The 13,998-nt window shown below is 37.1% G+C and carries 10 protein-coding genes; 4 read left to right on the plus strand and 6 right to left on the minus strand.

All coding sequences use genetic code 11. The annotated features are described in order from the left end of the window. Nucleotides 1-41: 41 nt before the first annotated feature. From GMB29_RS24140 to GMB29_RS24150, 3 genes are all read left to right on the plus strand, one after another. A complete protein-coding gene (locus GMB29_RS24140) occupies nucleotides 42-1,334 on the plus strand; it encodes an aminotransferase class I/II-fold pyridoxal phosphate-dependent enzyme (RefSeq protein ID WP_136352395.1) in 1,293 nt (430 codons plus the stop codon). Nucleotides 1,335-1,797: 463 nt separating this feature from the next. Continuing rightward, complete coding sequence (locus tag GMB29_RS24145; RefSeq protein ID WP_136352394.1) at nucleotides 1,798-3,189, plus strand: branched-chain amino acid transporter BcaP; 1,392 nt, start codon at nucleotides 1,798-1,800, stop codon at nucleotides 3,187-3,189. Between the two features lie 675 nt (nucleotides 3,190-3,864). Then, complete coding sequence (locus GMB29_RS24150) at nucleotides 3,865-4,347, plus strand: DUF456 domain-containing protein (RefSeq protein ID WP_136352393.1); 483 nt, start codon at nucleotides 3,865-3,867, stop codon at nucleotides 4,345-4,347. 132 nt (nucleotides 4,348-4,479) lie between these two features. On the opposite strand, the gene GMB29_RS24155 is transcribed toward GMB29_RS24150, so the two are convergent. The 4 genes from GMB29_RS24155 to GMB29_RS24170 all read right to left on the minus strand — a co-directional run bounded on the left by GMB29_RS24155 (nucleotide 4,480) and on the right by GMB29_RS24170 (nucleotide 9,825). Beyond that, nucleotides 4,480-5,616, minus strand: a complete 1,137-nt coding sequence (locus tag GMB29_RS24155; RefSeq protein ID WP_136352392.1) for a mannitol-1-phosphate 5-dehydrogenase — start codon at nucleotides 5,614-5,616, stop codon at nucleotides 4,480-4,482. A 1-nt stretch (nucleotide 5,617) separates the two neighbouring features. After that, the gene (locus GMB29_RS24160; RefSeq protein WP_136352391.1) at nucleotides 5,618-6,049 is read right to left on the minus strand and encodes a PTS mannitol transporter subunit IIA; all 432 of its coding nucleotides are present in this window, start codon (nucleotides 6,047-6,049) and stop codon (nucleotides 5,618-5,620) included. A 4-nt stretch (nucleotides 6,050-6,053) separates the two neighbouring features. Continuing rightward, on the minus strand, nucleotides 6,054-8,159 hold the full coding sequence (locus tag GMB29_RS24165; RefSeq protein ID WP_227551775.1) for a BglG family transcription antiterminator: 2,106 nt from the start codon (nucleotides 8,157-8,159) through the stop codon (nucleotides 6,054-6,056). Between the two features lie 229 nt (nucleotides 8,160-8,388). After that, nucleotides 8,389-9,825 (minus strand): PTS mannitol transporter subunit IIBC, encoded by a 1,437-nt coding sequence (locus tag GMB29_RS24170; RefSeq protein WP_136352389.1) that lies wholly within the window; start codon nucleotides 9,823-9,825, stop codon nucleotides 8,389-8,391. Between the two features lie 390 nt (nucleotides 9,826-10,215). Between GMB29_RS24170 and pyk the strand changes: the two genes are divergently transcribed. After that, complete coding sequence (gene pyk / locus GMB29_RS24175) at nucleotides 10,216-11,280, plus strand: pyruvate kinase (protein ID WP_136352388.1); 1,065 nt, start codon at nucleotides 10,216-10,218, stop codon at nucleotides 11,278-11,280. Nucleotides 11,281-11,646: 366 nt separating this feature from the next. Here pyk and GMB29_RS24180 read toward each other — a convergent pair whose 3' ends face one another. Then, nucleotides 11,647-12,564, minus strand: a complete 918-nt coding sequence (locus GMB29_RS24180; protein ID WP_136352387.1) for an endonuclease I family protein — start codon at nucleotides 12,562-12,564, stop codon at nucleotides 11,647-11,649. Between the two features lie 372 nt (nucleotides 12,565-12,936). Next, nucleotides 12,937-13,926, minus strand: coding sequence for a S8 family peptidase (locus GMB29_RS24185; RefSeq protein WP_136352386.1), 990 nt, complete (start codon nucleotides 13,924-13,926; stop codon nucleotides 12,937-12,939). Nucleotides 13,927-13,998 lie beyond the last annotated feature (72 nt).

Here is a 13,998-nt window from a genome sequence, read left to right on the forward strand (position 1 = left end):
AATTTTCTAAATATTTATTTACGATAAAGGTGGAAAGCGCAATGAATCAATTAGCACAAACACTAAATCAGGCAGTGAAAGAAGACAATGAACACGTTTATGATATGTTGTCACAACTCGGAAAAGAAATGTTTTATCCAAAAGGGATTTTAAGCCAATCTGCTGAAGCAGGCAAAAAAGCACACCGCTTTAATGCAACGATCGGAATTGCGACAGAGGAAAGCCAACCAATGCACTTTCAACATATTCAAGATCTATTCGGAGATAAAGTAGCACCGAAAGACCTTTTTCCTTATGCACCGCCACAAGGGAAAGAAGATCTTAGAAAAGTATGGAAAGAAAAAATTCTTAAAGATAACCCAAGCTTAGATGCAGAATCAGTTGGAACACCTGTTGTCACAAATGCTCTTACACATGGCTTAAGCATCGTAGCTGATCTATTTGTCGACGAAGGCACACCAGTTATCTTACCTGATAAATATTGGGGCAACTACAACATTACGTTTTCCGTTCGCCGCGGCGGTATTGTGAAGACATATCCTTTATTCAATGAAGCAAACGGCTTTAACGTGGCAGGGCTTAAGGAATCCATCCAAGCGCAAAAAGAAGCCGGCAAAGTTGTTGTCTTACTAAACTTCCCGAATAATCCAACTGGATATACTCCTCTTGAGTCTGAGGCGAAGGAAATTGTCGCTGTTCTTAAAGAAGCAGCTGATGAAGGATTAAATGTGATTGCACTAATTGATGATGCATATTTCGGATTATTTTATGAAGATTCAATGAAAGAGTCCATCTTTAGTCTGCTAGCAGATGTACACCCGCGCATCCTGCCAATTAAAGTTGACGGTGCAACAAAAGAAAACTATGTATGGGGCTTCCGCGTAGGATTCATCACATATGCAAGTAAAAGCGCTGCAATCCTAAATGCATTAGAGCAAAAAACAAAAGGGATCATAAGAGGAACGATTTCAAGTGCCTCACACCCTTCACAATCCATTATCCTGCAATCCCTGCAATCAGAAGAATTCCCTGTTGAAAAAGAGCAGAAATTCGCGCTTATGAAAAGCAGAGCAGATAAAACAAAAGAAGTATTAGCAAAAGAAGAATACCAAAAATACTGGACATACTATCCATTTAACTCTGGATACTTTATGTGCTTAAAATTACACACAATTAACGCAGAAGAGCTTCGCTTACATCTATTAGATAAATATGGAGTTGGAACGATTTCAATCAACGACACAGATCTTCGTATTGCGTTCTCATGTGTTGAAGCAGAAGACATTGAGGAGTTATTTGATCTGATTGCACAAGGTGCAGCTGATCTGCAATAAATGAATAAATACCCGCCATTTGATTGATGAAATGGTGGGTATTTTTTTATTTTCAAACAAAAGTAGTAGCTGATAAAATTAGAGGAAATAATAGGTTAATCGGCTTTAAAATTTATTGTCATCGGAACTTATTGTCCGGATCTTAGAACATTTTGTCCTATATCAGGATTATATTGTCCTGTCCTAAATCAGAAAGATATTGACTAAACTACAATATTCGACAAATCCTTGTCTCCCTGTTGCAAATCCAAATCTTCATCTCCTCCGAACACGCCTATAACTTCCTAATTTTCATTTTATGGTCTTCGACTAAATAACAACTTTTGATACTGTGCAAAAATTTAAAGGTATCATAGTGAAATATTTTTCGACATAAAAATTGGTAAATCGACAAAATTAATTGACCTATAAGAAATAAAAGGTTAGAATTTTTATAATATTTAAAGAAAAATGAGGGTTACGTGTGAAAAATGTACTATTCAGAAGAAAAAATATTGGAGAATTATTAAGAAAAAAAGGAGATATCCAGCTAAAGCAAACGTTAGGAGCATTTGATTTAGTATTGCTTGGAGTTGGTGCCATTGTTGGAACAGGTATATTCATCCTTCCTGGAACAGTAGCTTCAAGTCATTCTGGACCAGCTATTGTTTTTTCCTTTATTATAGCTGCTATTGTCTGTGCATTGGCAGGTTTGTGTTATTCAGAATTTTCTTCATCCGTACCAATAGCAGGTAGTGCTTATACCTATGGATATATTGTATTTGGAGAATTAGTCGCTTGGTTAGTTGGTTGGGCTTTGGTATTAGAATATGGATTAGCAGTTGCTTCGGTCGCAACTGGTTGGTCTGCTTATTTGTCTGCTTTGTTAGAAGGATTTAATATCACGATTCCAAAGGCAATCTCGGGTCCTTTTAATCCAGTAGAAGGAACTTATATAAATGTACCAGCTATTGTCATTATACTTGCCATTGCTTTTTTATTAACGCGCGGGATAAAAGAATCTGCAAAGCTTAATAAGATTATGGTATTTATTAAAGTAGGTGTTATTCTTTTATTTATTGGGGTAGGTATTTTTTATGTGGAGCCTGCTAATTGGCAGCCATTTATGCCGTTCGGAATAAGTGGAGTAATGAGCGGAGCAGCACTTGTTTTCTTTGCCTATCTTGGATTTGATGCTGTCTCATCAGCGGCTGAAGAGGTAAAAAATCCACAACGAAATTTACCAATTGGAATTATAGGTTCATTATTAATTTGTACATTACTTTACGTATTGGTTTCGCTTGTTATAACTGGTATTGTTTCATATACACATCTAAACGTAAGTGACCCAGTCAGCTTTGCTATGCAGCTCATTCATCAAGATTGGGTTTCTGGTGTGATTTCACTTGGTGCTGTTATCGGGATGATGACAGTTATACTTGTGATGTTATACGGAGGAACAAGACTTCTTTACGCTCTTGGTCGTGATGGATTATTACCAAAAATTATGTGTGAGCTTAATAAAAAATATAAAACACCCATTAAAAATACATGGATCTTTGCAGCACTTACAGCTTTTTGTGCTGGAGTAATACCTTTGTCTAAACTAGCAGAATTAGTGAACATGGGAACATTACTTGCATTTACAGTAGTTTCAATCGGGGTCATTTACTTAAGAAAAGATAAGAGTATACCATCAGGTGGTTTTAAAGTACCGTTCTTTCCAGTTATACCGATTTGCTCATTCCTACTATGTTTATTCTTAATATCTCAACTCTCTGTTTCTACATGGATAGCATGCGGTATTTGGTTTGTATTTGGATTGTTTATCTATTTTATTTACGGTAGAAAGCATAGCTTAATGAATAAAGAATAAGAAATGAAAAAAGTGAGCTTCTATTGTCACAGCAGACTTTAGAAGCTCACTTTTTTTGTGGATCATAGATATTTCTCTTTTCTACCCTATCTCCTATAGGATGAGGATTTTAATTTCGCCTTCGGTACGGCATTCTTATATTTTTATAAAAATAACTATAAGTCTATTGTTGATATTTGATCACTATGTGATTGGAGCGTAAGGCGTGAGACTCCTGCTTAGAAATGCGGAAGCGCCTGTTCAGCCCCGACAAGCATAAGACGCTCTTGAATAGAAGACGTTCTTTGTCTTCAATTCAAGAGCGGCTTATGACCTCGAGGGGCTAGGCGCTGGAGCAAGACAAGGGAGAAGCGTGTCAATGCAAGACCCCACAGGCGTAGCCGAAGAGGCTCCCGAACCGTACGCTGAAACCAAACGCCTGTAGTGGAAATCAACAACCAAGTTTAGCAGAGCCTTATAAATAAGTTAATTGGACTCCCTATGAAATCACGTTTATCAATTTGCCAAAATAGTAATGATTTATCAGAAAAAGTCGCAATTTTTTACGATTTGTATAGAAACCATTTACCTATTCGTCTCGTAATAATAGATGAATGTTTGAATTTTATTATTAAATGGAAATATCAATAATTAAGTTCATTCAAATAAATGTTAATAATAAGAGGTGGCGTTTTAATGGAATTTGTTTGGTGGGGATTAACCATCGTGTTATTTGCCCTTAGTTTTGTTGGGATTATCTATCCTATCATTCCTTCAATTGTTGCTATATGGGGAGGATTTGTTGTTTATCAATTCCTCATTGATTCAGATGCATTATCCTTGTGGTTTTGGATTAGTATAGCGTTACTAAGTGTAGTTCTAATTGCAGCGGATCTTATTGCAAACAGTTATTTTGTAAAAAAATACGGCGGTTCAAAAATATCAGAGACTGTTGCAGCTATTTCTACTATTGTTGGATCGTTCATTTTCCCTCCCTTTGGGATTATTCTTGTTCCGTTCTTGGCAGTACTTGTTACAGAATTAATCCTTCATAAAGAAACAATGAAGGCAACAAAAGTTGCTTTTGCTACTGTTATTGGATTCTTAGGCGGCAGCATAGCCAAAGTATTGATTCAATTGTTAATGATTGTGTGGTTCATTTTAGCTGTCATTTTTTAAAGGTTTTTCATTAATATAATCAATGAAACTACTGATATGGGAAATAGCTGACTTTCATCATTCAGCTTTTTATTCTGCTATTAAAAAATAAAAATAGATCCCCTATTCATCATAATAGGGGATCTACCTTTCCTAAAACGTTTCTGCTGCTTTTTTGACTAATGGATGATCCATATCAAGACCAGCAATCTCACTAAATGCTGCTGCAGCGCCTTTTGCCTGAACTTTTTCCTGAAGAGTCAATGATTCTTGATCTTCTTCTGACACAAACTTCAGTGCGGCTACAATGACCTTCACTAAGTTCTCAGGTACTTCATTGAATTCGTTCATAAATGCTAAAGCAGGAGCAACTAAGCGGTCTTTTGCGCCAAGCTTACGGAGTGGTGCTCTCCCTACCCGTTGGACGTCATCGACGATAAATGGATTTGCAAAACGTCCGATGATTTTTTGAATATATTGCTGATGTTCATCGGCATTAAAACCATATGTTGCAACAAGTACTTTACCTGTTTCTTCAAGCGAGCCTAAGACTGTTTTCTTGATTTCTTCATCTTTGATTGATTCAGCAATCGTTGCATGGCCAGCTAAATTGCCTAGATACGCTGTAGCAGCGTGACCTGTATTAACGGTAAACAGTTTTCGCTCGATATATGCTTGGAGATTTTCGACAAACAGCGCTTCCTTAATTTCTGGTTGTGCGCCCTTCATTTCTGTAGAGTCAATGACCCACTCATGAAATGGCTCGACCAAAACGTCCAGGAGTCGGTCATTCTTTTGATTTGGTACAATACGATCGACAGCTGAATTCGGGAAACCAACATTCTCCTGTACCCATGACGTCTCTTTATCATTTAGTTTTTCAAGCACATGCTTTTGAAGCTCACTGCTTCCGCCAACCATGTTTTCACACGCAATGATATTAACAGGCATGTCATTCTCTTTCGTACGCTTTTTCAGACCGTCAGCAATTAGCGGGGCAATGAATTTTAAGATATGCGGACCAACAGCTGTTGTAACTAGGTCAGCTGATGAAATAGCTTCAATGACAGCTTCTGGAGCTTTTGCACTGTTGATACCTGATACACCTTCAACATGGAATTCTTCTTTTTGCTCGTTAGCTAGGATCACGCGATATGCTTTTTCTTTATTGATTTCATCGATTAATGTTTCATTTACATCGACAAATTGGACTTCATAGCCAGATTGATGCAGAAGAAGGCCGATAAAGCCTCTTCCGATGTTTCCGGCCCCAAAATGTACTGCTTTCAAATTAGTTCACCTCGCTTAGAAGTGAAATAATGTCCTCTTTCGATTTTGCTTGAACTAATTTTTCAACATTTTCTTCTTCAGAACAAACAATCGCAATTTTAGAAAGAATCTCAAGATGCTCATTACCTTTTCCTGCAATACCGATTAAGATTTTCACAATATTTCCGTTGCCAAAATCAACGCCCTCGGGCACTTGGATAACAGAAAGACCTGATTGTAAAACATCTTCTTTTGACTCTTCTGTTCCGTGTGGAATCGCAATGAAGTTCCCCATATATGTAGAAGACAGCTCTTCTCTTTTTAACATTTGCTCGATATATTGTTCCTTTACATAACCTTGCTCTACTAATACTTGACCTGTTGCTTTAATTGCATCTGTTTTGGTTGCAAATGATTGATTTAATTGGATGTTCGCTTCTTTTAATATACTCATGAATTTATTCACTCCTTAGATTTTTAACAAAGTTAGTAAAATACTTTTGGCTAATATATTGAATTAAGCTGTTTTTCGCAGCAGATTCAAAGATGTTGATACTCGCTTGTGATTCAATAATACTTGCACTAATAAAGCTCATCAGCTCTAACTGGCTGCTGTCAGCTTGTTCTGGCGCTAATAAGACTAAGATGCGGGTGACGCTACTCTGTTCATTATCCATCGCCTTTAACATCATTGGCTTTTCCAAATCAATGATATGAAAGCTAGGGCGAATCACAGTATCACTCCTCGTATGAAACAAGGCAAGCTTTGTTTGCGGAATAGCTAATCCCCCGATATGCTCACGCTTTAGCAAGGCATTGACAAGCTTCTTCCCATCGTCAATGAGTCTGTTGGCTACAAGCTTCTTACTTACATGCTTTAAGATTTTTTCGATGGTAAATGATTGATCAATACCAAACGCTTCCATCGTATCCAACAGTTCAATAAGTCGATTTGATTGCCTTGTAAACGTCTTGTATTCCTCATAAGTCAGCGTCATGTCTGCTTTTTCCTGATGATCATTATTCACACTATAATTTGCTATAGTAAGGCCTTTTTTATGAATATAATCTTTTATCTTCTCTAATTCATGTGCTGTTAAAATCGGGCTTACTAGTAAGTAATCTGTTGAAAGTTCCTCAATCGGTATCGTAGACAGGATGATATCATATGTTTCAATATCAATATCCTTTAACTCAAAGGCCGAAATGTTTCTGAGTTCAGCGATATCAGGAAATTGATTTTTTATTTGTGTAGCGAGCATCTTTGATGTTCCTATCCCACTTGAACAAATGATTAATGCCTTTAGATTCGTTCTTCCTTTCCGCTTATGTAATGCGGCTCCAAAGTGGAGAACGAGGTATCCGATTTCTTCATTAGGAACATGATCAAATGGGAATGTGACTTCCACCGCTTTTGCGACAACATCGAAAAGCTCTTGATAATCCCGTTTAATTTCTGCAAGAAGCGGATTCGTAATCTTCATTCCTTGTTTGATTCGAAAGATGGCAGGCTGTAGATGTGCGAGTAAGCCTTGTGATAATGAGGCATCATCCTTCAAGCGGTCTCCTGTCATTTCCTCAACTTGTTCGATTAATCGTTGAACCAAATAGGCAATTTCAACATTCTCATCTTGGATATCCACTTTCCCTTCAAAACGGTGCTTAGCACCCCTTAAATGCATAGTGATATACCCAATTTCCTCCTCAGGAATGTCAATTTGAAAGGTGTTTTCAAGCATTTGTGCAATTTCCTGTGCAAAATGAAACTCACGGGAATCCTTCAGTTGTACAAGGTATTCATTTTTGATCGTGATGTTTTCACCGCGCCCGATTCGTTCAATCGCCAGCGCAAGATGCACAACTAACCCAACATAGGAGCTATCTGCTAACGGATATGGTAAGCGAGAATTAATTTGATTAATAAGATTTTCAATAATGATAAGCTTTTCCTTTTGCACAAGGCCAAGTAATCGTTCTGAAATGGAATCGATTTTATTCGTTGACTTTCTTTCAATACTTTCTCTGACCATCTTTAGGAAATCCGGAACATCAAACTGGTCTGTGATAAGACTGCTAATCGCACTCCGTTTTGCTTCCTCTTTACCAATTAATTCAATGCCATATCCTCTTTTTCGAATAAGGGTTAGTCCATACTCTTTCACAAAAGGTTCCAGCTTGTCGAGATCATGACTGATTGTCGCTGTTGTGACTCCTAAATCATTTGCCAAGGCTAATAATTTGATTGGCTCATGATGATCTAACAACGTACATAATGCAACCATCATTCTTTCATCTGGCGTATACTCTTTATAATCCTGCTTTTGAATGGCGATACGCAATTGCTGGAAATTTTCTTCATTCCCAACGATTTTAATACCGATTCCTGCCCGCTTCACAAGATGTAATTGAAACGTTGCTAAAAGCGGTTCGATATTTTTTAAATCACGGTGAATTGTTCTTTCGCTGACATCAATTTGCTCAGCAAGTTCTTTAATCGTTACTTCCTGGTTAGCCTCATCAACTAAATAATGAAGAATGAGGCGTTCCCTAGCCGAAACAATCATATCTATCAACTCGTTCCTCAAAGATGAGTTATTGACATAGTTTAATTATAAATATCAAGTAACTTCTGTTTCAAATGAATGATAAAGTGATTTTTTCAAATGTATTCCTGACATTATTTAATTGTTATGACAAACATGACAGTTGTCCGGAATATCAAGTGTCATCATTCAACAATGAAAAAAGGGGATACATATACTCAAAAAGTAGTGTATCCCCCTTACCAATTGTTTATTTTAATTGATTAATGATTTCATCATATCTAGGACTGTTTAGGAAATTATCTACAGATACATGATGTGCAGTTGGCAATTTCGCTTTTGCACGATCTGTTAAATCCTTATGCGTGATGACGATATCTGCATCATTTGGAATGTTGTTAATTGACGTATTTGTCACATCAACATCTTGGATGTCTGCCTTTTGGACTTTATTTCTAAGAATCGAAGCACCCATAGCACTTGACCCCATTCCTGCATCACAAGCAAAAATGATTTTATGAACATTGTTAAAATCAAATTCCTCAGCAGGTTTTGCAGTTTCAACAACAGTTAATGATTCACTAACTGAGCTCTTTTTCCCTTTTAGTGATTCCATTTTTGCTGTTGCAGCTGTAATATCTTCTTCCTCTTCTGTTTTCTTGCTTGATTTTAAGATTAATGATGCTATTGCGAATGAAACAGCTGTACCTACGATTACACCTAAAACAACTCCAGTAAAGTTGCCTTTTGGTGTCATCGCTAAGATAGCAAAAATACTGCCAGGTGATGTACTTGCAACTAATCCTGCATCAAAAATAGTGAACGTAAATACCGCACTAACTCCCCCACCGATAACAGCTAATAATAATAATGGCTTCATTAAAATATAAGGGAAATAGATTTCATGAATACCACCAAGGAAGTGGATAATCCCTGCACCTGGTGCTGTTTGTTTCGCTGAACCTCTACCAAAGATCATGTATGCTAATAAAATCCCAAACCCTGGACCAGGATTTGCTTCTAATAAGAATAGGATCGATTTCCCCTGTTCTGCTGCCTGTTCAATCCCCAACGGACTTAAAATCCCGTGGTTAATTGCATTGTTTAAGAACAGAACCTTTGCTGGCTCAATGAAAATATTTGCTAGTGGTAATAAGCCTGCATCAATTATGGCTTGTACGCCGCCTGCTAATACATTGTTTAAACCTAATACTAATGGGCCAATCGCTAAAACGGCGATAAGCGTTAAAATTGCCGCTAAAATACCTGCTGAGAAATTGTTGACTAACATTTCAAAGCCTGATTTCACTTTGTTTTTGAATAATTTGTCAACCTGTTTAATGAGATATCCTCCAAGCGGACCCATGATCATGGCACCTAAGAACATTGGGATATCTGCACCGACAATAACACCCATTGTCGCTGTAGCCCCAACAACTCCACCGCGAACATCGTAAATCATCTTACCGCCTGTATATCCGATTAATAGTGGTAATAGATACTTAATCATCGGATCTACTAATGTTGCAAATTGTTCATTTGGCATCCAGCCTGTTGGAATAAATAATGCTGTAATAATTCCCCATGCGATAAATGCACCTATATTCGGCATAATCATGCCACTTAAATAACTTCCAAAACGTTGAATTTTAACGCGAAAGTCACCTTTGTTTTGGTTTGTTTCCATTTGAGTCACCTCTTTTTTGTTCTTGTCCTTATAGTAAAGCGATTTCAGGTGATAAACAATTGAAAGTAAATATGATTTTGTCGAAGGAAATGTTGACATGATTAATGTTGGAAACAAATAGGGTTTTTATGCGTAATGATCATTGATACAAATCTATCAATTATTTAAAGATTACTGTTTTTTTAGGTAACTTTGAACATAGTTCTTCTATTGTTGAATTTGCCTTCTCTATGATTAAATGAACATTCATCGGGGTAGAAATTGGTAAGTATCTGATTATTGAACTTAGGTAAGAGCAATATCCAAAATTAAATGCTCCCTTCGGATTAGTGATTGTCATATCAATCCTTCTGGACATACTATAACTGGTTAAAGACAAGGAGGTAGAAGATGATAGACCGAATTTGTACGATTGGACCAGCAAGTAATCGCCGAGAGGTATTATCTGAATTGATCGATCATGGCATGACAATGATTCGTTTAAATCTTTCTCATGGAAATCACGAAAGCCACAATGATGTTATCCAACTTGTACGTTCTATTAGCAAAGAGAAAGACAAGGAAATTAAAATTCTTGGAGATCTTCAAGGACCTAAAATAAGGTTAGGTCAATTTCATGAAAAAAGCATTACCCTTCAAGAGGCAGAAACATTTCTATTAACAACAGATGAGGTTGTTGGTAATAATAAAGTTGGAAGTATCGATTATAAAGGATTAGTTCATGACGTGGAAATCGGGAGTAAAATACTAATCAATGATGGTGAAGTTAAATTAACTGTAATTGGTAAAGACCCTCAGTCAATAAAAACAATCGTAAATGTTGGCGGAACGATTTCATCAAGAAAAGGAGTTAATGTTCCCGGCACAGCTCTATCCTTACCGGCACTGACTGAAAAGGATAAACAAGACATTCAGTTTCTTATTGATCAGCAAGTTGATTTTATTGCTTGTTCTTTTATTAGGACACCGAATCATATTGAACATATTCGCGAATTTTTGATAAAGAGAATAACAAACCCTCCGAAGCTTATGGCTAAGATTGAAACACTTGAAGCCATACAAAATTTTGTTGAAATATGTGAAAAATCAGATGCCATTATGATAGCAAGAGGTGACTTAGGAGTCGAATTACCCTTCCAATGGATCCCTCTCTTACAAAAAGCAATCATATATGAATGTAACAAAGCAGAGAAGTTTGTTGTAACGGCTACTCAGATGCTGCAATCTATGACTGAACATGCTGTACCTACTCGAGCAGAGGTAACAGATATCTTTCAGGCTGTATTAGATGGAACAAATGCTGTGATGCTATCTGCAGAGAGTGCATCTGGATCCCACCCTGTCGAAAGCATTGAAACATTAAGAACGATATCCCAGTTTTCAGAGATTGCTAAAAAATATGATCCTTTTGATTTTACAGATATGTTAAAGTTAATCAATAACGAAATCTTATAAAAAGAAACAAGGGATTTCTCATAAAACTATAAAGTCATAGCCTTCTTAATGGCTATACACAAAATACTATAGAAGAGTTATACGTAAATTCAAAAATATCTTATATAAAAAAGCCGGCTAACAAATGAAAAGTCTCCTTTTAGCCGGCTATAGCAAGATTAGGTATTTTTTTCTATCTCTTACAAAACAAATACTATTTCTATGTGCTATTTATTTAACAAGGTTCTAGAATGATTTATGATCTTGTAATAACATGAACGGTTAACAGTTCAAAAATAAAAAAATGGCCGAATCAGTTAGGACTGGTGAGTAGTCTATCAACCAACTAGAAAGGAGAAAATAGGATTTTTTTTATATGTTTTCCTTCTAGGATAAACCGAACATAAAATCGATTTTGTTTGCGTATTGCGGAAAATCGATTAAGGGATTTCGATTCTTTTGAATTTGGAAGATTTCTTTGTTTCGATGTTTTTCATAAATGGATACTTTATCATCACGGTGCCATTTTAGCAGCATTTCTATGTCTCTACCGTTGTAGCGGCTAACTTCTCCGGGATATCTTAACAAAAAGTATAATGTCGCCCTCGCAACAGCTCCTTTTCCATTTTCAGGTTCAAACTTTCCCTCTTCATATTTCCCGCACTGTGCTCTAATCGCGTCAGTCTCTATTTGGGGAGGATAGTCATCGAAATCAAAATAAGGATAGTTGGATCTTGAGGAATTACACTCTTTTTCACATGTAAAAAGATGATGCAAATCACCGCTCATTGGATTATCCTTATCAAACCATGACTGAGGCACAACATGTTCGCAATTATACATGATTTCATTTTCAATGGCTGCTGCAGCCTTTTGCTTATCATAATCGTTATTTAAGTTACTTTTTAATAACTTGTCATAAGCTATTTTTCTTTTTTGGTCTGTGTCATAATCTTCTCTTATGACTTGTTCAGGCTTCTGTTCTTTTTTAGAATAGATGCTCTTAAGGGTTCCATCTATATGGAGGTCAACCGTTGAATAGAGGTAATCCCGTGTTTTAGAGTTATAAGGAAGCTGATTTTCATGTGTATTCTTGATTAATTGAGATAGCTGTTTAAATAATTTTGTTTTGTTTGCTTCATTAAAATCAATGTTGTGATAATAATCCTTGATGATCCGATTATCCTCTACTTCGTCATAATACTCTTTTGCATTTTCAATCTTCTTTTTGTAATCCTTCAGTGCCAACAATGTGGCTTTTAAATCTTCGCTTTCATTTGATTCTTGCCTATTCATGTTCTCCATAATGTTTTCCTTTCTTGTTTGATATAGGCTGTTTTCGTAAACTTTGTTGCTTTAGACAAAGGTTCAGAGTAGTTGATTTCTGCTCCAGGATGCTCGCTTTCCGCGGGGCGTGCGGTGAGCCTCCTCAGCGCTTTGCGCCTGCGGGGTCTCACCTGTCACGCTGCTCCCGCAGGAGTCTCGCACCCTCCGCTCCAATCAACTTATCAATGTACTTGCAAAAAAACTATTTATAAAACAACAATCTTTTAGAAAAGAGCCTTGATATAAGACAACGGACAGGGGGAACTGCCTGTCCGTTCCATGAGGCGGCAGTATTTATCAATAACCTATTGTGAATGGCCTACTTCCTCTTCCTCTCTTGCAATCTAGTTATTATGGTTGTTTATCATTCCCATTCATACTGGGAGTGATGATCCTATCATTTAATTGTTCAACTAAGTTAAGTAAGAGAAAGCCATTCCCTTCAGAGCTTTTTCGATAATTAAGCGGTAATGTCCGTTTGATTAGTTGGGCATAGACCTCTGCTTCACTAAGAATTCGATTAAACTCTTTTTCACTTAAATTTATGATTAAAGCTAAAGCACCTGCAACATGCGGAGCCGCCATTGAGGTCCCTGACAGCTTTGCATATTTATTGCCTAGATATGTTGATATCACATCTACTCCGGGAGCGACAAGATCCACTTCCGTATTGGTGTTCGTAAATGGAGCGAGCTTTAGGTCCATGCTCACAGCACCGACAGAAATGACTTCGTTATATGCCCCGGGGTAGGCATACTCAAATGTATCCTCTTCGCCATCTCCCTCATTTCCCGCAGCAACTACTACGGATACATCTTGATTAACTGCATTTTGAACCGCCTTATGCATTTCAGGTACATCATGCGGACCGCCTAGTGACATGCAAATTACTCGAACTCGTTCATTTTTTGGACCACGCCATTCAACTGCATAGTTTATGGCATTTATGATCCATTCATAATTACCAGAACCTTCTCCTGTTAATGCCTTTAAACCTAATATTTGAGACTTAGGAGCGACCCCCACAACACCGTTATTATTAAGGCTTGCCGTAATGGTTCCCGATACATGTGTGCCATGACCGTTATTGTCCTCAAAATTGGTATGGTCACCATTATGATCCGTTGTAAAATTCCTTCCGCCAATTATTCGTTCCTTAAGATCCGGGTGATCGGTATCAACACCGGTATCAATGACGGCAATGACAATGCCTTCTCCTTGATTGCTTTTCTCCCATATGGCAGGGGCCTGTACCAATTGAATCCCCTTTGGTGTTTCATTTGTTGTATCCGCAATAGACTGAATGGTATAAGGAATCAATTTAACCTTTTTTTGCGTCATCTTTATCCTCCTTAAAAATATTATCAAGATACATATATGTATCTGATTAGCGAGAGTTTACTAGTTTCAAAA

It is taken from the genome of Metabacillus sediminilitoris (assembly GCF_009720625.1).
GTDB classification, from domain to species: Bacteria; Bacillota; Bacilli; order Bacillales; family Bacillaceae; genus Metabacillus; species Metabacillus sediminilitoris.

What these genes read in the sequence shown, in the direction of transcription:
- GMB29_RS24150 (WP_136352393.1), top strand. Translation starts at nt 3,865, where the DNA reads ATGGAATTTGTTTGGTGGGGATTAACCATCGTGTTATTTGCCCTTAGT.
- GMB29_RS24160 (WP_136352391.1), bottom strand. Translation starts at nt 6,049, where the DNA reads ATGAGTATATTAAAAGAAGCGAACATCCAATTAAATCAATCATTTGCA.
- GMB29_RS24170 (WP_136352389.1), bottom strand. Translation starts at nt 9,825, where the DNA reads ATGGAAACAAACCAAAACAAAGGTGACTTTCGCGTTAAAATTCAACGT.
- GMB29_RS24165 (WP_227551775.1), bottom strand. Translation starts at nt 8,159, where the DNA reads ATGATTGTTTCGGCTAGGGAACGCCTCATTCTTCATTATTTAGTTGAT.
- pyk (WP_136352388.1), top strand. Translation starts at nt 10,216, where the DNA reads ATGATAGACCGAATTTGTACGATTGGACCAGCAAGTAATCGCCGAGAG.
- GMB29_RS24185 (WP_136352386.1), bottom strand. Translation starts at nt 13,926, where the DNA reads ATGACGCAAAAAAAGGTTAAATTGATTCCTTATACCATTCAGTCTATT.
- GMB29_RS24180 (WP_136352387.1), bottom strand. Translation starts at nt 12,564, where the DNA reads ATGGAGAACATGAATAGGCAAGAATCAAATGAAAGCGAAGATTTAAAA.
- GMB29_RS24140 (WP_136352395.1), top strand. Translation starts at nt 42, where the DNA reads ATGAATCAATTAGCACAAACACTAAATCAGGCAGTGAAAGAAGACAAT.